Raw genomic sequence first — 19798 nt, 5'->3', positions numbered from 1 at the left:
TGTATTTTCAACAGACTTAATATCTCTCTTTAAAGAATTTCATCAGATTTTTTAAGGAACGAATCAATTCTTCTTCTTTATCCAATTCTAGTTCATTTAGTAATTTTTCAATCATTTCCTCATGAAACTGATCATGGATATGGATGATTGACTCCGCTTTTTCTGTCAATGTCAGACGCACGATACGTTTGTCCTTCTCATCCTTGACTCGCTCTACATATCCCTTTTTCACAAGTTTACTTGTGGAAACGGTCAAAGTACCTTGTGTGACCATCAAACGTTTCGCAATAGCGGACATCATATTGGACTCACTTTTCTGTATTGCCTCTAGAATATGTACCTCAGTCATGGAAAGATTGACCCCCTGATCTTGAAGATTTTTCTCCTCAATCAGAAGGATGTAGTTAAATAAATCTACTAGAAGTTCATTTAAAGTATGACGTGTGTCATCCATATATGCTCCTCAAATTAAGCAGCTTGTTTTTCTAAAGCAGCTTTCGCTGTTTCAACGATTTTTGTGAAGCCCTTAGGATCGTGAATTGCAATTTCTGATAACATTTTACGGTTGATCGTAACATTTGCAAGTTTCAATCCGTGCATTAATTTAGAATAAGAAATCTCATTCATTCTTGCTGCAGCATTGATACGAGCAATCCATAATTTACGCATGTTACGTTTTAAATCTTTACGGTCATTGTATGCATATTTAAATGAATGCATTACCTGCTCATGAGCAGTCTTATATAGAATATGTTTAGCTCCGTAATAACCCTTTGCTAATTTGATGATTTTTTTTCTTCTTTGACGTGTTGTGTATCCACCTTTTACTCTAGCCATATTTTACTTCCTCCTTATTTCACAAGCATCTGTTTGATACGTTTGTAATCCGTATTGTTAACAGTTCCTGATTTTCTTAAATGACGTTTTTGTTTCTGTGTTTTACCATGGAAACGGTGTGAAGTATAAGCATGACTTCTCTTTAATTTTCCAGAACCAGTTGTTTTTACACGTTTTGCTAGTCCTCTATGTGATTTCATCTTTGGCATAAGTAGTACCTCCTCTAATTTAATTTATTTCTTCTTTGGTGCCAGAACACATGACATTGTATTACCTTCAAGAATTGGTCTTTTCTCTACGGTAGCAATATCAGAAATTTCTTCCGTAAAGCTATTCATAATTTTCTTACCAACTTCCAGTCTCGTGATCAGACGTCCTCTAAAACGCATATCTACTTTGACCTTCATTCCGTCTTCAATCCAGCTTCTCGCATGACGCATTTTTGTATCAAAATCATGCTTATCGATCACTGGTGATAAACGGATCGGCTTAACCTCCGTTACATGCTGTTTCTTCTTCGCTTCTTTTGCTTTCTTCTGCTGTTCAAAGCGATATCTTCCATAATCCAATACCTTACATACTGGTGGCACTCCCTTTGGCGCAACACACAATAGATCTAAATTCTGATCATATGCGATCTGCAAAGCCTCACGACGCATCTTGATTCCAAGCTTATCGCCATTTGAATCAATTACCATGACTTCTTTGAATTTGATTTTTTCGTTTACTAAATCGTCGTTTACGTTGTTAGGAATAACTTTCTTGTTTATAATAGACACCTCCAATTGTTGCCATTAGAAAAGCGGGTACTCATATGCACCCGCACTATTACCTACTTTTTTCATATCATTCTATGAAGTAGCGTATAACCCATGTCCTTAGGACATCAGGTGAGAAGGGGTGCTTCTAACTTTCCACAAACTTTTCTGCTTTGTTATGATATCATATTTATTTGTTATCGTCAATCATTTTCTTTCTTATCGCAAAATATAATCATCCTTAACGATATAGCCGATTCCCGGTGTAAACAATTCCGATATCTCACTTCCCTCATCCACTGCTTTTTGAACTGCTCGATAATTAGCACTGAATTGAGCAATCTGTTCAATGTTTTTTTGACTAACATGATCATTTTTCAAATGTCTTCGTATCGTTTCTTCTATATAGGAAAAGGATCTTATTTGTGTTTGGTAAAAATCTTGAGTCGGTTTTTCTTTCTGTATCAGAAATAATTGTTCTCCATATTCCAAGTCTGAAAATACATGTTTACAATATAGCTCAGGTATAAAACCAAACAATTCCATTCCAAGACTATCATCTTTACATAACTTACATAGTTGCACACGTAAATTTTTATAATCTTGAGTTGTTTTACATTTTTCAAACATGACGATTGCTTTTTTTGTAAGCTCGATCGTTTCCTCTTTGGAAAATACCGGTGCTACATAAGTATCATCCTTCTGATAAAAGAAAAAACATTGTTTTTCTGTATGATAGCTATCTAAACAATCCCATCCGTTGACATAGTCTTGTAACAGCTTGCTTAATTCTTTGGATAGTACGTCATTGATTCTAACCTCGATATCATTCTTTCTTCCCATTTTGGCGCAATATACCTTTACCCAATACAAACGTTTATTTCCTAATCTTTTTTGAATTCCATCGCCAATCCAATCCCAAAAGGTTTCCGGTAACTCTCCCTCTCTTTTGCCATGACTTCCCAACTCACTATGATAAAAGTCAAAGGCATGATTTTCTTGGGTACGCCCTATGATCTGGATTGTTTTTTCCCTCGTTAGACAAGACAATAATGGCTTCAAATCATGCTGATAAAAATTTTCACATGCATCCATCACACATTCTTCTTCATTTAATCCCAATCCGCAAACGGGATCGACGATAGCATCTTCTAATTCATCATGATGAATTTGGAAAACGATCTGTGCCATAGAATCATCACTATCTAGCACATCTGCATAGATATATAATTGATACTCTGGTAAAACAAATGCAGTGCCTTGTATTTGCCCATCTTCACAAAATTGTTTCAAATAGTGATATACTTGAGATTCCTCTTCAACAAGGGAGATGGTTTCTTTTTTCTTTTTTTTGAAAAACACAGTCATTACCTCTCTTTTTCTTTCATTATACACTAAAAATCGACACCTTTCTAGCACATGACGTTAATACCACGAAAACACATATTTTATCTCAATGTAATGGATATCAGTCGATAAGACAACAAAAAATCTCATGATGACAAACAATGATATCATGAGCATTCAACTGTATTCGTTTTTTTCTTAAAATCCATCTTGGTTCCATAAAAAAGCCAGAAAATACAAAAAATTATGAATAAGCTATTGCATTTCTTTCTATTATTGTTTATAATAACTGAGCAGTTAAGAAGTGACTTGTTAGCTCAGCTGGCAGAGCAACTGACTCTTAATCAGTGGGTCCAGGGTTCGATTCCCTGACAGGTCACCATGAAAAAATAAAGCCTTTAGGTAAAGAGAATTCTTTGTTTAAAGGCTTTTTTGTTATTCTTAGCACTTTAGGCTTTTTGTGATCAGCTATACCAAAATTGTTTTATGCAAAATAATGCAATAAAAGCAATCTATAATCTATGATCTTTCATTATTTATATGCAGCAACATACTTGGTTGTTTGGTATATCTACAACATTATATGCCACCAATAAGGTATTTTTCCCTCGGCCCTTTGACTTGACTTGTTTAATGTATTGCTGAGACTGCTTAAGGTTGTATTAGCGTTGTAGCAATCTTTCACTTTATCCTTAAAGATATTCCCATCCATATGGTTTATTTGCTTTATCTGGCTTGTGCAGTTTTAATTTCTACCATTTAAATTTCCTCGCTTTCTTTATTCTTTCATTGTTTGTAAGCGTCAAATTGCTCAAAATGAGCCTTTTTTATGAATTCCATCAATGTTCGACAAATCTCGTCTTATTCTGCAAACAGGTTGCTTTATAATAGCATCAGATACAGATATAGGAGGAAAAACATATGCAGAACAATTTGATTTATTTCGATGACGAATTCAATAAGAACGCAATTACTGTCATGTCGGATTTTGATTTATGGGTGGATGATTTCATCAATCAAATTCAGTTACACAAAGAAAGCGCTGAAACTTTAACGGAATTCCAGAAAACCTTAAGGCTAATGATTCAGTCCTATTATTGTTCCCTGATGTCCAAGGAAGAATTTGACAACATCATGAAACAGATGTACACCGTTTTGTCTTGACTTTAGATACATAATATAAAAACAAACGCTTAGTTCCTTGCCAAGCGTTTGTTTTTATATATGATGAAGTTGATTTTCTTGTGCCCATCCTACATTATGATTTATCAGATATGGATGCTTACTTCCCTTTACGATATCTGTTATAATGCCCTGTTTCACAAGAAGAGCACTGGCTGGATAATAAACTCCTCCATTGCTTTGTGTCCATAAACCATCAAAGCTCACCTTGTCATTAATACGAAACGCATTGCTTTGTGGTTTCAAAACAACGGCATCATTTGCCCATCCTACATTGTTATTGATCAAATAGGGATGTTGTGTACCATACAAAATTTTGGTGATAACGCCTTCTTTGACCGCTAATCGATCAACAGGATACCAGTTTCCTCCATTGCTTTGTGTCCAAAGACCTTTAAAACGGATACGATCTCCAACACTATAACGAGGTCGCTGTACTCCTCCTGATTCATGGCTTCCTTCTTGATCTCCTTTTTTGTATCCATTAAAACCGCCGGATATGATCAAGGAAGGATAATCTACATAACTGTAATCCATATCCAAACGCCCAGAATAACCATCTACATGACCATCGCTGGTAAACTGCCACATTTGATAAGGCTTTTTATACGTATTTACATCATTCCATTGTGCCACCCATTTATCAAAGCGATCCAAACTTGCAGAATTCAAATGATTGTTCCACCAATCTAAGTTTGCGTAAATGCCAGCATAAAAACCATTCGCCTCTAATTCACTGCAGGTATAATAACACACTTTGATATTCATAGCGTCTGTCACACCCATTTTTTTCTTCCAACCATCCGCATCCTCCATATCAATAAAGCAAGGATAAGACGGCTTACAGCTTTTACATAATTTGATAAAACCATTTGCTTCCTCTCTCATTTGTTCATCTGTTGCAACATAAGAATAATGATATAATCCATAAGGAAGCCCTATTCGCTCGCATTCTCTTACGTTTCTTTGAAATTGTTGATCTTCTACAAAGTGTCCATAACTAGAACGAATAATAGCAAATTTGATTCCACCTTTCTTGATCAAAGACCAGTCAATAACACCATTATGCTCTGATACATCAATACCTAATAGCTTTGTCATATTGATTTCCTCCTCACATTAAGGTATGAGCATACATTCTCATCGTGTCAACAAACAACCAAGTTCACGAAGAGAACTTTATATATGCGAAAAAAAAGCGCATCTTGCGCTTAGTTCAAATCTAATTGTAAGATATAATCATCCATGATGAAGCCATTCCCGATATCGGTTTGTACTGCATCCGTTTGATAAAACCCTTTCTTTTCATAAACCTGTAAAGAATGCGTATTATATTTATTACAAGTCAAATAGATCGCTGCCAGCTTTTGTTCTTTCGCAAAATCAATTGCTTGATTTAATAAAACACTGGCATATCCTTTCCCTCTGTTTTCCTTATCAAGATATAGCTTGCTTAAAAACAAGCGCTGATCCTCACAAGGTCTTACACCACAATATCCGATCAACTTCCCTTGCTCATAGGCAAGAAAATAGGTATACTGTTCTTCTTCTATCGCCTGTTTGATTGCTTCATAACTTTGAAATTTTTCAACCATATAATCTATCTGTTCTTTAGTGATGATGGATATAAAATACTCATTCCATATCTTTTCCGCTTTTTCTGCAAGCTCTTTCAGTTGCGCCTCACTTTGACATACTTTGATTTCCATAAAAAGCCTCCCTTTTTCTATTTTGTTTATGATTATATCACAAAATATTCGAAAAAATTAGGCTTTTTTAATATTTATTGATGTCCTTTTTCAAGTACGTGATATAATAAAGGAGTATTTTGGAGGAGAAAAGAATGTACCCTAGAAAATTTCGTTTAAATGATAATGTGAAAAACTGTATAGCGGTACTTTTGAAGTATTATCGCAAACAGGCTAATTTGAAACAAAAAGATTTCATTACGTATAACAATGCGTTGATTTGTTCTATGGATTCTTATAGTAGAATCGAGAATCTACATCCTATCAAAAGTGATTCTATTTATATCTACCTATTACATCAAATCAATGCCACCATTGAGTATGATCCTGCCTTTTGGAAGAATTTTCAACCTTTATTTGAACAGGTGTTGGAGGATGTTACATTTTATCATATAGATAATCTGAATCGCACAACTGCAAAAATAAAAAAGCTGTTACCTGAAAACAGTAAGGATATTTTTGTACAGGAGATTCGTGATTTATGCGATATCATACCCAACTATTATGCTAATTGTAGTGATTTAACAGAGGAAGATTTTGAAAAATATCTGGCGTTGCTGGATATTTTTACCAAGCCACTCAAGGAAATTTTAAAGGATATGCTGTTTACTTATACGGTTCATCGTACCAGAAGTGCAAAAAAAGAACAAGAGATTTATAACAAATTAAAAATTGATGAAAGTGAGCATCCTTTGGGAATTTTAAATCGTTCTTATATGCATTTCTATAAGGGATGGTTTCTTGATTGTTTCCGTGATTCTTTAATGTTAGAAAAAATATTTATAGAAACCCATAATTATAATCGCCTATTGGATGTTTATGATGCCATGGCTTTATTATATGTGGAAATCCAACAGAATCAGAACAATCAATATGAAAAAAAGCTATTTGCACTTGTAAATGATCATAAAGAAGAGCTTCATAAAAACAAATATTATCAATCATTATATCAATGTGGAATGTTGTATCTTGAAGGAAAAGAATATCAACAAGCGTATACTTATTTTGTTGAACTTGCAAGAGAAGATGATTTTCACTATCTACCTGCTGCTTTGATTGCCAATACCATTTGTACCATGTTGAATACGACCCCTGATCCGGCAGTCTTAAAAGATGTTGCTTATCCAGAGCGATTCCCTCAACATATTTTATATTTTTATCAATACTATCAGATGAAATATCGTGGTGCATCCATAGAGGAATTAGAGGATTATTTGGTTCGTACGGTAACTCCGAATATTGCAAAAGATGATCTTTATTGGGAGCCTTTCTTAAAAGAACTTGATCATTGTCTTCATGTAACAAAGCATTATTATGTGAAGCGTAAGCTAAAAATCAAATAAACATAAACCAACATATGATATCATGATAAAGAAAGAAATGAGGAACACTATGAAAAAAATATTATGTGCTAGCGCTTTGTTATTATTTCTAAGCGGATGTAATCAAAAAGAAGAAGATGTCACAGTAAAGAAGACGACCTGTTCCTTAGAACAAACCTTAAATGATGTGACATTTCAAACAACCCAGGAAATTGAATATATTGGTGAGACCGTAAGAAGTCAAAAACAGATCGTACAGGCGCAATTCAAAAAAGATGATAAAAAGGCAAAAGAAAGTGTAGAAGCATCCATCAAGGAAAATGAAGAAAAGTATAAAGATGTAAAAGGAATGAGCTTTGAAGCTTCTTTAAATAAGGATTATCTTTATAAAGAAGAAATCACCTTTGATTTTAAAACAATTTCTGCGACTGATTATGGTAAAATTACTGAGCAAAAATTAGAAGGTGATAAGGTTACCATTGATTATCAACAAAGCAAAAACAATTTAGAAAAACAAGGGTTTACCTGTAAAGAATAGCAAAAAAGCAGATGTCATGTGAGATCACAGAACACCTGCTTTTTTTAATCCTTGTTCCCATGCGTGAAATAAATCTATTTCTTTGATGGTACGATTGGCATTACTTGTACTAGGAAGATATATACAAGTTAATGGAAGTTTTGAAAAATGCTTTTGGTAAAGCTCATAACTTTTTTTACCATTACAAATCACCATACGCAAGGAAGGATAATTTGCAACAAGAGCGGCGATATCATTGACTTTTTCCTTGCGAATCTTGCTATCTAAACTACCTTCTCGCTCACATTCTCCAATGACATCCCATAAAATCAAATGGTTTTCTAAGATGATTTGTTGCTTTTGTTCATAAGTTTGAATGGACATATCAAATAATGTGTTCATGATTTTCCAAAAACGATTGTGTTGAAATCCATAATATTCCTGTTTTTCCAATGAGGTAACACTTGGCATAGAGCCTAAGATGATCGCATATGGTTCTTTGGCAAGGATAGGAGCGAAACCTTTTAACACACCTCTACACCCTTTAAATCATGAGGGAGTGCTTCTGTGATCTTCACTTGAACAAATTCACCGAAATTGATCATGCGATCACTGGTAAACATAACAACACCATCTACCTCATCCGGTGCATCATGTACACTTCTACCTCGATATACGCCACGTAATCCATCTTGATCCTCTACCAGAACTTCTAATACCTGTCCTACCATTGCTTGTTGATTTTGTAAGGATATCCTTTCCTGTTCTTTCATCAAAGCCGCAAGCCGTGCTTCTTTCAGCGTTTCATCAATCGCATCTGGCATAGAGTAAGCCGGTGTATCTTCTTCTGGTGAATACGTAAAGGCTCCCATACGATCCCATCGAACATCTTTAGCAAACTGTAACAGCTCTTCAAAATCTGCTTCACTTTCCGTTGGAAAGCCTACAATAAAGGTAGTACGAAGCGTCGGGTGAGCAAAAGTATTTCTGATGTTATCGACTAGGCGTAACACCTCTTCCTTAGTTCCTCTACGATTCATCGCCTCTAGCATACGATTATTTGCATGTTGCATCGGAATATCGAAATAAGGCAATACCTTTGGTAGCTTCGCCATTCCTTCAATCAACTCCGGTTCAATTTCATCCGGATACATATAAAGAATACGAATCCAATGGAATCCTTCAATGTCATGTAGTTTCTTTAACAAATCCAGCAATGCCAATCTTCCATATAGATCTAAGCCGTATTTCGTTGTATCTTGTGCTATCAAAACCAGCTCTTTGACACCACGAGCTGCAAGCTCTTTTGCTTCCTCTAATAGTTGCTCCATAGGAAAAGAAACATTATCCCCACGAATCAAAGGAATTGCACAATAAGTACAGCGATTGCTACAACCTTCTGCGATTTTTAGATATGCAGTCCATGGTTTACTACTGACAAGACGTTCTGCCTTAGCATAGCTTACCAGATCATGACCATCTAAAAGTTGTCCCAATATTTCATGAATATGAGGATATTCTTTGATACTGATGACTGCATCTATTTCCGGTATCTCTGCTTCTAATGTGTCTTTATAACGTTGTGCAAGACATCCTACAACGATCAATTTCTTACAATTCTGTTTTTTATACTCTGCCATTTTAAAAATGGTATTGATTGCTTCTTCCTTAGCTGGATTGATAAAACCACATGTATTGATGATGATTGCTTCCGCAAGTGATGGGTCAGACACCATCTCATGAGCGCCTTCCTTCAACATACCCATAATTTTTTCACTATCTACTAAATTTTTACTACATCCTAAAGATACGAATCCTATTTTCATATAAACACCTCATGCATTACTATAACATGAATTAAAGTAATAAAAAAGTCATTGGCAAAAAAAGAAACAGGCATTTTCTACCTGTTTCGCTGATTCTCTAATGTTGTTTTGTAAAAATTACGATTTTCCATAGCAAAGATCCTCGGTGTAAATTCACCCGGTGTTACATTGCTCATTGCTTTTTCTAATGTGCTCATTCTAGCATCGATGTTATCAATCAAATGTAATATTTCTGCCTCAGGAATCATAGGGAGAACCGGTGAACCATATTCATGAACCCCGTGATGGGATAAGATCATATGACGTAATAATAAAACCTCTTCTCCATCTATGCCAAGCTGTTGTGCTTTCTCATAAACAATTGCTTGCATGATCGAAATATGTCCCAACAATTTCCCTTGCGTCGTATATTCACTGATTACCGCTTTGCTAAGTTCTGTTAGCTTTCCGATATCATGTAAAATGACACCGCCAATCAGTAAGTCTTCATTTAACATAGGATATTGAACACAAATATCATGTGCTAATTGCAACATGCCTAATACATGTGTTGCCAATCCTCCGACAAAATCATGATGATTCTTTGTTGCGGCAGGATATTCGAAAAAATCTTTTTCATTTTCCTTCATGATTTCACTGATCAATAAATGAATCTTCTCATTCTGAATTTCATCGATTTTTGCATAAATCGCTGATTGTAGTTCCTCTTTGCTTAATGCGCTACTTTTTACATACTCATAAATATCTTCTTGTTCCATATCCAATGGTTCCATTTTTGATACACGAAACTGAAGCATTTTTTTATGACATAATACATCACCATGTGCCTCAACAAGCATTCCATTGTGATAAGCCTCTAATTCTTCTTCCTTTACATTCCAGTATTTTGCTTCCATCGTTCCGCTTTTATCTTGAAACGTAAAAGAAAGATAGGGAGCACCTTTGGCTGTTAAGCCACGATTCATATTGGTCAACAGCACAGTAATACTACCTTTATAACCATCAGTTAATTCCTGAATTTTCATCATTCCACTCCATTTCATCCAGTTGTTTTGCTACATCTTCCCTTAAAAAACCTTTCCCCATACAATAAATCATAACTTTATTACGCAGATCCTGTCCATGGTATTTTCTGGAATAATTACGATTTGCCTTAGCGATTGTTTTTACCAATGCATTATGATCATCCTCATCTTCAAAATTCAAGGTTTCACTAGCGGATAGTGCAACATCACTATCATATCCGAGATTGATCAGCTTTTTCACAATGGTTTGCTTTTTCATTTTTTTGGATTTGTCCTTGATACTTGTCATTAGCTTTTCTGCCATTTGACTTGCTCTTTGACGTTCTCCTTCTTCATCCAAAGCATTTAGTGCTTGATCAATATCTTCTTTTGAAATTCCTTTGCTCATTAAATTTCTGCGCATATTCCCTTTTCCCATGAGGGAGTATTGCATCTTATCGATTTTTTCTTGCAAGTACAGTTGATCATTGATATAACCTTTTTCTTCTAGTTCACGCAAGAGTTCCTCTACATCATCCGCAGATAAACCGGGAAGGCGATTAAAATATAGTTTCATTTCTTTTCGAGTATAATCTCGAATCTTTAATTTTCTAATCGCTCCTCGATAAGCCTCTAACTTAATTTCTTGATGTTGGAATTCTTCTACAATGTATCGATCAAGCATGGTACCGATTCTGATTTTATAAAGGAAATAATCCTCCACTGTAATTAAGATCTTCAAAGGCTGATCTTCACTATCATTTTCTACATAAATACGTACATAGTCATCTAGATTTTTGATTTTGATGACTTCATAAGCATGTTGATAATCATCAATCGCTTGATAATATACACTCAATACCTTCGTATAGAATACTCGGGAATCATATTTCTCTACATATTGCTTAGCTTGTTGTTTCATTTGAAGAATTGCCTCTTTCTCCATGGAAAAATAATGTATGAGCTTTTCCGCAAATTGCTTTGGCGTATCAAACAAATAACCACTGACATTTTCTATGACCAGTTCTTCTAATACTTCATCCGGTCTTGCAAATACCGGTAATCCACAAGCAAGTGCCTCTATAAATGTCATACCTTGTGTTTCACTTAAAGAAGCAGACACAAAACAATCAGCGCACGCATAATAAGCCGGAACCTCTTCTCTCAGCTTTTTCCCAGCAAACAATACCTGCTGTTCTAAATGATACGTTTTTACTAACTTTTTGTAATCATCAATTTGAGGTCCATCCCCAACAATAAGAAATTTGATGGTAGGATCATCTACATAGCGAAAACCTTCAATCGGTATATCCACACTTTTTTCTTCCGCAAGTCGTCCGATATACACGATCAATTTATCTTCTGGTCGTATTCCATAAGTATTACGAATGTTTTGTATCGTATCTTGGCTTACTCCATCGGTATTGAACATAGAAAAATCTAATCCGGTAGGGATCACATAGATTGGTGTTTTCACCCCATATTTAAATAGGGTTTCTTTTGTTTTCTCGCTAGGAGATATCACTGCTTGCACATTATCTGATATGGAACGACTAAAAGTGGATATGATCTTTTTAGACATCTTATCTACTTCTTCTAAACCAAATAGATTGATATAATGTGTATAATCTTCATACATGGTATGATAGGTCGATACAACAGGAATATTCAAATTTTTCGCTACGATTCGAGCAAAAAAACCTACCCCAAACTCTGTATGCACATGTATCACATCAAGGTTCATTTTCTTCACTTCATCACGAGCTGCGTAATGAAATGGAGTGGATAACTTATAGCCATACAACCATTTCAATTCAAGGCCGGGAAGACGCAATACATTGCCCTCACGTTTCATCGTCATTGCCTTATGATTTGTAATGACAAATACCTCATGTCCATTCTTTTCGAGTTCCTTTTGAAGGGTAACAATGCTACTTACGACCCCATTGATATCCGGTGTATACGTATCGGTAAACAATCCTATTCTCATGAATGTGCTCCTTTCTATCCTTCCCTTATGACTTTTTTCCCTCATAATCATCCTTGTTATATTTCTGTTTTAAATAAACAAAGATCACAGCTCCGATCATCATGACCATATGATAGGTTGAAAAACGCCAAAGGATCATGACACCACTGGTGATCGCAGATTCCACGATCAAATAACCGTAAAGTTGCGTAAATACATATTCCGTTCCTCCACTTGCACCTGGAATTGGAATAAATGCATTTGCCATCAATACAAAACTTGATAATGCCAAACAATCCACAAAACGATCCAACCCTAGTTCATAGCCAAGTGCATTGGCAATAAACCAAGGCAACATGAATTGAATGGTCATACGAACGATATTCCATAAAACTGTTTGCACGATCATTTTTTTCTCATTTTTTAATTTTTTTATTTCATCTGTAAAAGAGGTTACTTGTGCAGACCATGATGCCAGTGTTTTTTCTTTATTCTTTACAATATGAATTTTTGCTAGAATTTTTACACATAAATTACTTAGCTTAACATACATTTTTGGAAATAATGCCATGGTCCAAAGAACCCCTATCACACATAAATTGATGATATAACCAATTAAGATCAACAATAATAAAGGTCCGCCGATCATAGACATATAATGTGTATATCGCAGTAAAAATAATAATGTGACATATCCCATCATCGTAGTCTGATACACGATGAAATCTGCCCATAAAATACTAGCGCCATCGCTGATTTTGATACCTTGTTTTTTAAAGATATATGCTTGTGCAAATTGACCTCCGGTAGAGCTAGGTGTAATGCCACTAAAAAAGCTTCCCACAAGTCCGTTTTGGATACCTTGCAGGACCGTGTAATCTTTTTTGTTTTTTCTTGCGAATATCGATAATATTTTTCCTACCACGCAAGAATATAGAAATCCCCAACATAAAATGATAAGTAACCAATACCATCGTAAGCTGGTGATCAATGCCATAACTTCCTGATAATTGTCCTTCAGGGCAAACCATAGTGCCACGATCGTCAACCCTATGATAACCAGAAAATTCAAAGCATAGCTTTTCATTGAATTTTTCATGACTAGACTCCCTTTACTTCTTCGTTACCGTAATTAGGATACCCAATTCCCACATGAGATATGTCAAGCATATCCCACATCTCTTCTTCATTATACCATAAAATCAAAGATGTGAATGAAAACCCCACGTTACAAAGTTGTAACATAAAACAACCCGAAGGTTGTTTAATCTTTTAATACCGCTTCATACACTTGTCGCAATTGCTTTCCTACCTCTGGAATACTTCTTTCCATTGCCGTTTTCCTACCTTCAGCACTTACATCAGGCAAGCGTTTGCAAACAACATCATCTACCAGCTTGGTAAAGGAATCTACATCATGACCTTTATAACAATTGACTTTATCTTTCATCCAAGGATCAAATACAGGGATATCTCTCAATATCACTTGCTGATAAGAAGCCAACGCTTCCAATACAACGATTCCCTCTGTTTCTTCCATGCTAGGGAAAAAGAATGCATCCGCACCACAATATGCACCCTCTATGACAGGTCCACTGACATACCCCGGAAAGATCACGTTATCTGGATGATCCTTAGTGACAATGTCACGTATCTGTTTGGGAATTGAATAAAGTGGAACATGTCCAAACCAAATGAATTTATATTCAGGAAGTCGTTTTGCGACCTCAATAAAATCTAAAATGCCCTTTCGGACAAAGAATAAGCCAACACATATAATGACTTTCTCGTCTTTTATATTGAAATATTCGTGAAATGCTTTGATTTTATCTTCATTGTAGTTGAATTTTTCCAAATCGATTCCATTACTAATAGCATGAATAGGTAAATCAATTCCATAACTTTCAATCAGTTTTTTAGAGTATGGAGTAGGCGTTATGATGTGATCGGCCTTACTATATAGATGTACTAAACGCTTTTTAAACAATGGAGCTATCTGATTGCTCAGCATAAAAGAGTTTCTGAAATCCTCTTCTGTACTATGTGCATGATAAACAATTTTTCGATTCAAATGGCGAGCCTTGCGGATCATAGGAGAACTATTCGGTCCGATCGTGTTGATATGTAAAATATCATAATCATCATCTGGATCAAGCGTATATTCAATTCCTTGAGAGGTTAATGCTGCCATCTGATGCTTCATCGCACGTCCGATACCTGACTTACTAATGACCTTTTCACCTTCAAAATACAATAATACTTTCATAACGCACCTCCAAGCACCATACAATTATAGCATAAGCTACGATGGGAAACAATAAGCCTATTCCTCTAGCATAATTGTTTTATGCAATAAAATCGCCAAATGATACAGCGCATTCTGACTTCTTCTACGAAGCGTACAACTGGTGATCTTTAATTTTTTACACACCTCTTCCTTTTCGTTATGTAACAAATAAAGTTCTTCCATAAGAATACGTTCCTTTTGAGGAAGTCTATGAATTCCTTGTAACAGTTCTTGTGTCAAAGCCTGAGTTTGTACCATGAATTGCTCGTTCTCTTTGGTTTCTTTGAATGTTGGCTGATAGGATAAATAGCTAGCATCACTCTCTTCTACATTCAGCTTTTGCGTGTGGTCTACAAAGCTGTTTCCAAAGTAGTACAACTGTTCCATTTCCTTCTTCATCATACGAATCGTTTTCTTTCTGTCAATTCTTGTTTCTAGTTCCATAAATGTTTTCATATAAAAACCCTCCTTATATATCTCTATACGTAAAAGGAGGCAAAAATCCTAAATTATTTTAAAATTTTTGAAATTTCTTCCGGAAACCGTGTAAAAATGCCAAATGGAAGCCTCCCTTTCAACGGCCAAGCAATCGTTTCCCCATGTTCATCCAGCAAAGCACCATGTTCACATTTACTTAAAATGGCACCCATCAAGATATCTCTGAGGTTTCGTGTATCACATAAATAGCACAATGCCTCTTCCTTGATACAATGAATTAACGCTTCCGGACAATTACAAGTACGATCATCAAAAACACGATATCCGGCTTTCTCAAATCGTGCTATCATTGTTTGATCTACTCGATCATTTTTATAAACAAGATCAGGTTTACCATGATATCGTGGAATCGTTTCTCCATCCTCCCAAAGACAAAGATGTGCTTGCTTGAAATAGCGTGCTTTTCCTTTAGGCTCATAGCAATATAATATATCACGTGCTGGAAAGTACACCACACAAGCCTCAATATCGTTTTCAAAGATAACAGCACAACAGATGGAATAGGTATCCTTTTGATTCAGATAATCCATGGTTCCATCAATAGGATCTATGATAAGCGAATATTCTGCTTTTGCATTAGAAAACAATGTTACTTGCTGACTTTCTTCCTCAACATCCAAAGTAAGGACATCACGATATCCTCTCAATGCCGTTAATAGCATATCCTGTACCATCACATCAACTTTTGTTTTTGCCTGTCGCATAGCTAGATGATGCGCATCTTCATGAGCTAATCGTTCTACTTTTTTTCCTTCATTGGTGATTCCTTTTTGCATGGCCAATGCAACTACACCGGCTTGTATGCTTGCCTCAAATAACTCTTTACAAATTTTTGTTGAATCCATTTTATCCCTCACTTCCACATGGAAAAGGCAACCCCTATGGATTGCCTATGTATTTTTATTTTGATGCCTTTAACATTTCATCTCTTTCCTCTTGAGAAATAGCATCCAATGCTTTTTGTACGTTAAGGAATAATTCATCTTCTTTACTACCCTTTTTCATACCGATAACAGCTTCAGCTTGTTTATGAAAGCCTTTTTTCTCATCAAATTTGACCATGGTAATATCCCCATCGACCATGTTCTCTGCTAAGATGCTAGGTGCGATCATCGCATCGATTTTTTTATCTTTTAACGCCTTGATCAATTCTTCATAACTTGCCATGGCTTTCTCATGTTTTACATCCTTGATTTCATCGATCATCGCATCCAAACTTGTGTTTTGAAGAGCCGCAACACTACTACCTTTGAAATCCGCAAGATCCTTTGATTTTGCTTTCTTATCATCTTTTCTTACCAATAAAACAACATCAGAGCTTTGATATGCTTTTGTGACATCCATGTTTTGTTTTTCATCAGGATATAATCCTGAAATCACCGCATCTATTTCACCTTCATCCAAAGCTTCTTGCATCGCATCGGCTGCGATTTTCTTTACTTGGATTTCCATATTCATATGTTCTGCAAGCTTTCTTGCGATTTTTACATCATATCCATCACAATAGCTTTCACCTATTGTTACGCTGGTATCACTTTGTGTTTTCTTCTCAGTCGCAAATGGCGCTAGATCACAGGTCATTCCTACTTTGAAATATTCTTTCCCTGTATTCTTAGATATCTCACGTTCCTTTTCTTTGGAACCACAGCCACTCAAAAGTAGTGTGCATGCCATCGCTGCCATCATCCATTTTTTCACGTACATTACCTCACTTTTTTTACCATAGTCAAATTATGACATATGTGTATTTACTTTAGCTCATTCTTTCTTTGATGTCAATAGTGCACCATTTCCAGTACATTATGTATGTTGCCGAAATCCATATCGTATGACATGCCATAACAAAATACCTGTGCTACCACCCGCCGTATCAATGAGCACATCTTTAAACTGTCCGGCCCTACCATCCATGAATAGCTGATGAAATTCATCTGTACATGCATATAGAAAGACACCTAATATCAAAAGTAACAGTTCCTTTCCTTGAATTTCACGATAAGTCGTTAACAACATATAGCACAAGATACCTAAGATTGCATATTCACTGAAATGCGCCGCTTTTCTCACTAGAAAGGTCCAAGTATCATTGTATTCCACGAAGGGCAAATATTTAGACATCAATAAAACAATAGCATCGCTCATCCCTTTGCTTTCTTCTCCCTGTGCATTTGACATACCGAAGATGATAAACATCCAAAAAAGGCACAGGATTGCATATAGCCAGCGTTTTTTCATCTGTTATCACATCCCTGTGCTCTATTATACTATGTTTCTTTGTTTTGTGGAATATGATCCACCGTATCAAAGCGATAACCCAGATCCTTCATATTTTTGATAAACGTATCCATTGCCTCATAGTTTCCTTTATTACTAGGATGCAAAAGATAAATTGCGCCATTATGATAATGATCCATCATCGTCTTTAACGCCTCTTCACCGCTTACATCACTTGCATAATCATAATAGGCATGACTCCAGAAATAAGTGGAATAGCCCAGATCCTTCACCATTTTCATTGCTCGCTCACTGCCCCCACCTTTGGGAAAACGAAACACCTTTTTCATCGGTTCTCCCGTAACTTCCATATAAGTTTTTTCCGTTTCCGTGATTTCCGCAACAAATTTATCCACACTTAAAGCGTTCGCAAGCGTCGGCATATCATAATGGTGCCAACTATGATTTCCGATGACATGTCCTTTCTTGACCAACTCATTCATAAAGTCTGCTTCGTCTTTGATATAATTTCGAGTTAAGAAAAAGGTTCCTTGGACATCATTCTCATTTAATACATCAGCGATTTGTTTGATATACGTGATGTCATTTCCTCCTTCATCAAAGGTCAGATAAATCACTTTTTCATCCGGTCCTTGAAAATATGCATCATATTGATCTAACAACTCTTGAGGCTTTGCGCCGGTTGTACGAGCATGATCTTTGCTTTTATTAAACCACCATTCTTCTGCTGTATTATCATACTCATCATAATCATAAAATAATTTGGTATTGCTTGGATCACTTAAAACTTCTACCTCTCGTTGTACTTTTGTTTGATTCCCGCTTGCATCACTGACACTGTATGTGACATGATAAGTTCCCAGTTTTTTCATATTGATGTTATGTTCTACCTTGACTTTTTTTGTGATATTTCCATCACATTGATCAATTGCCGTAAATCCGGGTTCTTGATACGTACCATTCTCAAACACTCGTAGTGATTTGTTTCCTTCCAATCGTATTTCGGGTGCTTTGGTATCTACGACCTCTACTTTTCGTGTCACTTCTTTGTTATATTTCTTACTTTTATATACGATGGTATAAGTTCCTTTTTTCTTGATATCGACATGATTTTCTACTTGAATTTCATCACTGTAATCTTGAAAATGGAAGCTTGCAATCACTCCGGGATCTTCATATTGCTCATTCACTTCCAGCTTTAAAGGATCATCTCCTTTCACCTTCAAAAGTGGCACAAACATTCCTGAAAAAAACAATAGCTTGATCACTAGAGCCAGTATCGCAATCCCTATTGCGCTTATTATCATCATGATGACCATCTTGCATCGTTTACTCATGGCTTCACCTCTCACACACTAACCTTATGCAAGATCGATAGAAAAAAGTCCGATAAAATATAAAAACCATGCTTCTGATACTTCTTTGCTGTTAATTTATCCTTTTACTATGAATTCTTCTAAATAGGATGCCACACCATCATCTTCACAAGAGGAAATGATCGTTTTCGCTTTTTTCTTAATTGCTTCACTAGCATTTTCTACCGCTATACAATTGGGAAATTGTTCAAACATTTGTAAGTCATTATCACTATCGCCAAAAATCAAAGCATGTTCAGGTTGGATATGATAATAATCAAGCACCTGATGAACCATATGTGCCTTATGTACATGAAGTGGTGTAATTTCTATATTGAAAGGAAGCGAGCTAGTAACAAGACAATCTTTTCTTTTTTTCAACTGTTTCATACAAGCGTTTCTTTGAGTAAGATCGATAGTAACCACCTCAACCTTTAAAATATCTTGATCAAGTTTACTTGCATCACCCAGTTGTCTTAGACCTTTTGTATACAATATCTCTGTACTGTGAAAAAAGGTTTCTACACAGCGTTGTATCATCTTATGATCACCAAGAAGATAGCTTTCTTTTTGTCCATATAAGATTGCCGGTAATCCAAAATCAGCAATCTGATCGAGAAGTTTTATGAGTGAATGATAAAGAAAGCTATCTTGTTTTATGACGTTTTGCTGTTCTCCTAGAAACAAAGCCCCATTTAATACGATTGACGCAAAGTGTAGGTCTTGGGGAAAACAGGTACGCATATCTGCATAACTTCTACCGGTAACAGGTAGAAATCGTATGCCTTGTTTTTTCAATGTGTCCAATACATATAAGGTTCTATCGGATATCGTATTGTCTTCCTTGACCAAGGTACCATCCAAATCGCTGAATATCATTTTTATTTGTTTCATGAAGTGATCCTTTTCTTGA

22 protein-coding genes and 1 tRNA gene are annotated in these 19798 nt (G+C 35.7%); 4 read left to right on the top strand and 19 right to left on the bottom strand.

Features of this window, described 5'->3' with window-relative positions; translation table 11 throughout:
* Positions 1-16: 16 nt before the first annotated feature.
* From UGRO018_RS01560 to UGRO018_RS01540, 5 genes are all read right to left on the bottom strand, one after another.
* Positions 17-454: a MarR family winged helix-turn-helix transcriptional regulator gene (locus UGRO018_RS01560; protein ID WP_416324690.1), complete on the bottom strand. Its 438-nt coding sequence runs from the start codon at positions 452-454 to the stop codon at positions 17-19.
* A gap of 14 nt (positions 455-468) precedes the next feature.
* The gene (gene rplT, locus UGRO018_RS01555; RefSeq protein ID WP_416324689.1) at positions 469-837 is read right to left on the bottom strand and encodes a 50S ribosomal protein L20; all 369 of its coding nucleotides are present in this window, start codon (positions 835-837) and stop codon (positions 469-471) included.
* Positions 838-851: 14 nt separating this feature from the next.
* The gene (gene rpmI, locus UGRO018_RS01550) at positions 852-1046 is read right to left on the bottom strand and encodes a 50S ribosomal protein L35 (protein WP_416324688.1); all 195 of its coding nucleotides are present in this window, start codon (positions 1044-1046) and stop codon (positions 852-854) included.
* 24 nt (positions 1047-1070) lie between these two features.
* Positions 1071-1622: a translation initiation factor IF-3 gene (gene infC, locus UGRO018_RS01545; RefSeq protein WP_416324687.1), complete on the bottom strand. Its 552-nt coding sequence runs from the start codon at positions 1620-1622 to the stop codon at positions 1071-1073.
* Between the two features lie 192 nt (positions 1623-1814).
* Positions 1815-2957: a DUF6348 family protein gene (locus tag UGRO018_RS01540; RefSeq protein WP_416324686.1), complete on the bottom strand. Its 1143-nt coding sequence runs from the start codon at positions 2955-2957 to the stop codon at positions 1815-1817.
* A 291-nt stretch (positions 2958-3248) separates the two neighbouring features.
* Here UGRO018_RS01540 and UGRO018_RS01535 point away from each other — a divergent pair.
* A tRNA-Lys gene (locus tag UGRO018_RS01535) sits at positions 3249-3324 on the top strand.
* 539 nt (positions 3325-3863) lie between these two features.
* Positions 3864-4106: a hypothetical protein gene (locus UGRO018_RS01530; protein WP_416324685.1), complete on the top strand. Its 243-nt coding sequence runs from the start codon at positions 3864-3866 to the stop codon at positions 4104-4106.
* A 54-nt stretch (positions 4107-4160) separates the two neighbouring features.
* Here the strand turns inward: UGRO018_RS01530 and UGRO018_RS01525 are convergent, their stop codons facing one another.
* Both UGRO018_RS01525 and UGRO018_RS01520 read right to left on the bottom strand, forming a co-directional pair.
* Positions 4161-5225, bottom strand: a complete 1065-nt coding sequence (locus UGRO018_RS01525) for a glycoside hydrolase family 25 protein (RefSeq protein ID WP_416324684.1) — start codon at positions 5223-5225, stop codon at positions 4161-4163.
* A 110-nt stretch (positions 5226-5335) separates the two neighbouring features.
* Entirely contained in the window at positions 5336-5833 is a 498-nt protein-coding gene (locus UGRO018_RS01520) for a GNAT family N-acetyltransferase (protein ID WP_416324683.1), read from the bottom strand.
* 134 nt (positions 5834-5967) lie between these two features.
* Here UGRO018_RS01520 and UGRO018_RS01515 point away from each other — a divergent pair, with 134 nt between their 5' ends.
* Positions 5968-7215: a hypothetical protein gene (locus tag UGRO018_RS01515; protein ID WP_416324682.1), complete on the top strand. Its 1248-nt coding sequence runs from the start codon at positions 5968-5970 to the stop codon at positions 7213-7215.
* A 49-nt stretch (positions 7216-7264) separates the two neighbouring features.
* Complete coding sequence (locus UGRO018_RS01510; RefSeq protein ID WP_416324681.1) at positions 7265-7732, top strand: hypothetical protein; 468 nt, start codon at positions 7265-7267, stop codon at positions 7730-7732.
* A gap of 24 nt (positions 7733-7756) precedes the next feature.
* Here the strand turns inward: UGRO018_RS01510 and UGRO018_RS01505 are convergent, their stop codons facing one another.
* From UGRO018_RS01505 to UGRO018_RS01450, 12 genes are all read right to left on the bottom strand, one after another.
* On the bottom strand, positions 7757-8242 hold the full coding sequence (locus tag UGRO018_RS01505) for a DNA-deoxyinosine glycosylase (protein WP_416324680.1): 486 nt from the start codon (positions 8240-8242) through the stop codon (positions 7757-7759).
* Complete coding sequence (gene rimO, locus UGRO018_RS01500) at positions 8236-9537, bottom strand: 30S ribosomal protein S12 methylthiotransferase RimO (RefSeq protein ID WP_416324679.1); 1302 nt, start codon at positions 9535-9537, stop codon at positions 8236-8238. The genes UGRO018_RS01505 and rimO overlap by 7 nt, the downstream gene beginning before the upstream one ends.
* Positions 9538-9614: 77 nt before the next feature.
* Complete coding sequence (locus tag UGRO018_RS01495) at positions 9615-10562, bottom strand: 3'-5' exoribonuclease YhaM family protein (protein WP_416324678.1); 948 nt, start codon at positions 10560-10562, stop codon at positions 9615-9617.
* Complete coding sequence (locus UGRO018_RS01490; RefSeq protein ID WP_416324677.1) at positions 10540-12531, bottom strand: glycosyltransferase; 1992 nt, start codon at positions 12529-12531, stop codon at positions 10540-10542. The genes UGRO018_RS01495 and UGRO018_RS01490 overlap by 23 nt, the downstream gene beginning before the upstream one ends.
* A 25-nt stretch (positions 12532-12556) precedes the next feature.
* Positions 12557-13609 carry a lysylphosphatidylglycerol synthase transmembrane domain-containing protein gene (locus tag UGRO018_RS01485; protein WP_416324676.1) on the bottom strand — a complete coding sequence of 351 codons (1053 nt, stop codon included), beginning with the start codon at positions 13607-13609 and terminating at the stop codon, positions 12557-12559.
* A 165-nt stretch (positions 13610-13774) separates the two neighbouring features.
* The gene (locus UGRO018_RS01480; protein ID WP_416324675.1) at positions 13775-14776 is read right to left on the bottom strand and encodes an LTA glycolipid anchor biosynthesis glycosyltransferase, IagA/BgsA family; all 1002 of its coding nucleotides are present in this window, start codon (positions 14774-14776) and stop codon (positions 13775-13777) included.
* A 57-nt stretch (positions 14777-14833) separates the two neighbouring features.
* Positions 14834-15253: a hypothetical protein gene (locus UGRO018_RS01475; protein ID WP_416324674.1), complete on the bottom strand. Its 420-nt coding sequence runs from the start codon at positions 15251-15253 to the stop codon at positions 14834-14836.
* 53 nt (positions 15254-15306) lie between these two features.
* Positions 15307-16140: an inositol monophosphatase family protein gene (locus UGRO018_RS01470; protein WP_416324673.1), complete on the bottom strand. Its 834-nt coding sequence runs from the start codon at positions 16138-16140 to the stop codon at positions 15307-15309.
* A 55-nt stretch (positions 16141-16195) separates the two neighbouring features.
* Positions 16196-16993 carry a transporter substrate-binding domain-containing protein gene (locus tag UGRO018_RS01465; RefSeq protein WP_416324672.1) on the bottom strand — a complete coding sequence of 266 codons (798 nt, stop codon included), beginning with the start codon at positions 16991-16993 and terminating at the stop codon, positions 16196-16198.
* A 102-nt stretch (positions 16994-17095) separates the two neighbouring features.
* Positions 17096-17530 carry a VanZ family protein gene (locus tag UGRO018_RS01460; RefSeq protein ID WP_416324671.1) on the bottom strand — a complete coding sequence of 145 codons (435 nt, stop codon included), beginning with the start codon at positions 17528-17530 and terminating at the stop codon, positions 17096-17098.
* 29 nt (positions 17531-17559) lie between these two features.
* Complete coding sequence (locus UGRO018_RS01455; RefSeq protein WP_416324670.1) at positions 17560-18867, bottom strand: immunoglobulin-like domain-containing protein; 1308 nt, start codon at positions 18865-18867, stop codon at positions 17560-17562.
* Positions 18868-18963: 96 nt separating this feature from the next.
* A complete protein-coding gene (locus UGRO018_RS01450; protein WP_416324669.1) occupies positions 18964-19779 on the bottom strand; it encodes an HAD family hydrolase in 816 nt (271 codons plus the stop codon).
* Positions 19780-19798: the final 19 nt, after the last annotated feature.

The organism is Hoskinsella mucinilytica (assembly GCF_045223415.1).
Taxonomy (GTDB): Bacteria; Bacillota_I; Bacilli_A; order Erysipelotrichales; family Erysipelotrichaceae; genus Hoskinsella; species Hoskinsella mucinilytica.
This window is presented reverse-complemented; position numbering and strand designations above follow the sequence as displayed.

Bases quoted from the DNA above. Each gene is read 5' to 3' on its own strand.
- UGRO018_RS01560 (WP_416324690.1), bottom strand. From the start codon at position 454: ATGGATGACACACGTCATACTTTAAATGAACTTCTAGTAGATTTATTT.
- rplT (WP_416324689.1), bottom strand. From the start codon at position 837: ATGGCTAGAGTAAAAGGTGGATACACAACACGTCAAAGAAGAAAAAAA.
- rpmI (WP_416324688.1), bottom strand. From the start codon at position 1,046: ATGCCAAAGATGAAATCACATAGAGGACTAGCAAAACGTGTAAAAACA.
- UGRO018_RS01530 (WP_416324685.1), top strand. From the start codon at position 3,864: ATGCAGAACAATTTGATTTATTTCGATGACGAATTCAATAAGAACGCA.
- UGRO018_RS01525 (WP_416324684.1), bottom strand. From the start codon at position 5,225: ATGACAAAGCTATTAGGTATTGATGTATCAGAGCATAATGGTGTTATT.
- UGRO018_RS01520 (WP_416324683.1), bottom strand. From the start codon at position 5,833: ATGGAAATCAAAGTATGTCAAAGTGAGGCGCAACTGAAAGAGCTTGCA.
- UGRO018_RS01515 (WP_416324682.1), top strand. From the start codon at position 5,968: ATGTACCCTAGAAAATTTCGTTTAAATGATAATGTGAAAAACTGTATA.
- UGRO018_RS01510 (WP_416324681.1), top strand. From the start codon at position 7,265: ATGAAAAAAATATTATGTGCTAGCGCTTTGTTATTATTTCTAAGCGGA.
- rimO (WP_416324679.1), bottom strand. From the start codon at position 9,537: ATGAAAATAGGATTCGTATCTTTAGGATGTAGTAAAAATTTAGTAGAT.
- UGRO018_RS01495 (WP_416324678.1), bottom strand. From the start codon at position 10,562: ATGAAAATTCAGGAATTAACTGATGGTTATAAAGGTAGTATTACTGTG.
- UGRO018_RS01490 (WP_416324677.1), bottom strand. From the start codon at position 12,531: ATGAGAATAGGATTGTTTACCGATACGTATACACCGGATATCAATGGG.
- UGRO018_RS01485 (WP_416324676.1), bottom strand. From the start codon at position 13,609: ATGAAAAATTCAATGAAAAGCTATGCTTTGAATTTTCTGGTTATCATA.
- UGRO018_RS01480 (WP_416324675.1), bottom strand. From the start codon at position 14,776: ATGAAAGTATTATTGTATTTTGAAGGTGAAAAGGTCATTAGTAAGTCA.
- UGRO018_RS01475 (WP_416324674.1), bottom strand. From the start codon at position 15,253: ATGAAAACATTTATGGAACTAGAAACAAGAATTGACAGAAAGAAAACG.
- UGRO018_RS01470 (WP_416324673.1), bottom strand. From the start codon at position 16,140: ATGGATTCAACAAAAATTTGTAAAGAGTTATTTGAGGCAAGCATACAA.
- UGRO018_RS01460 (WP_416324671.1), bottom strand. From the start codon at position 17,530: ATGAAAAAACGCTGGCTATATGCAATCCTGTGCCTTTTTTGGATGTTT.
- UGRO018_RS01455 (WP_416324670.1), bottom strand. From the start codon at position 18,867: ATGAGTAAACGATGCAAGATGGTCATCATGATGATAATAAGCGCAATA.
- UGRO018_RS01450 (WP_416324669.1), bottom strand. From the start codon at position 19,779: ATGAAACAAATAAAAATGATATTCAGCGATTTGGATGGTACCTTGGTC.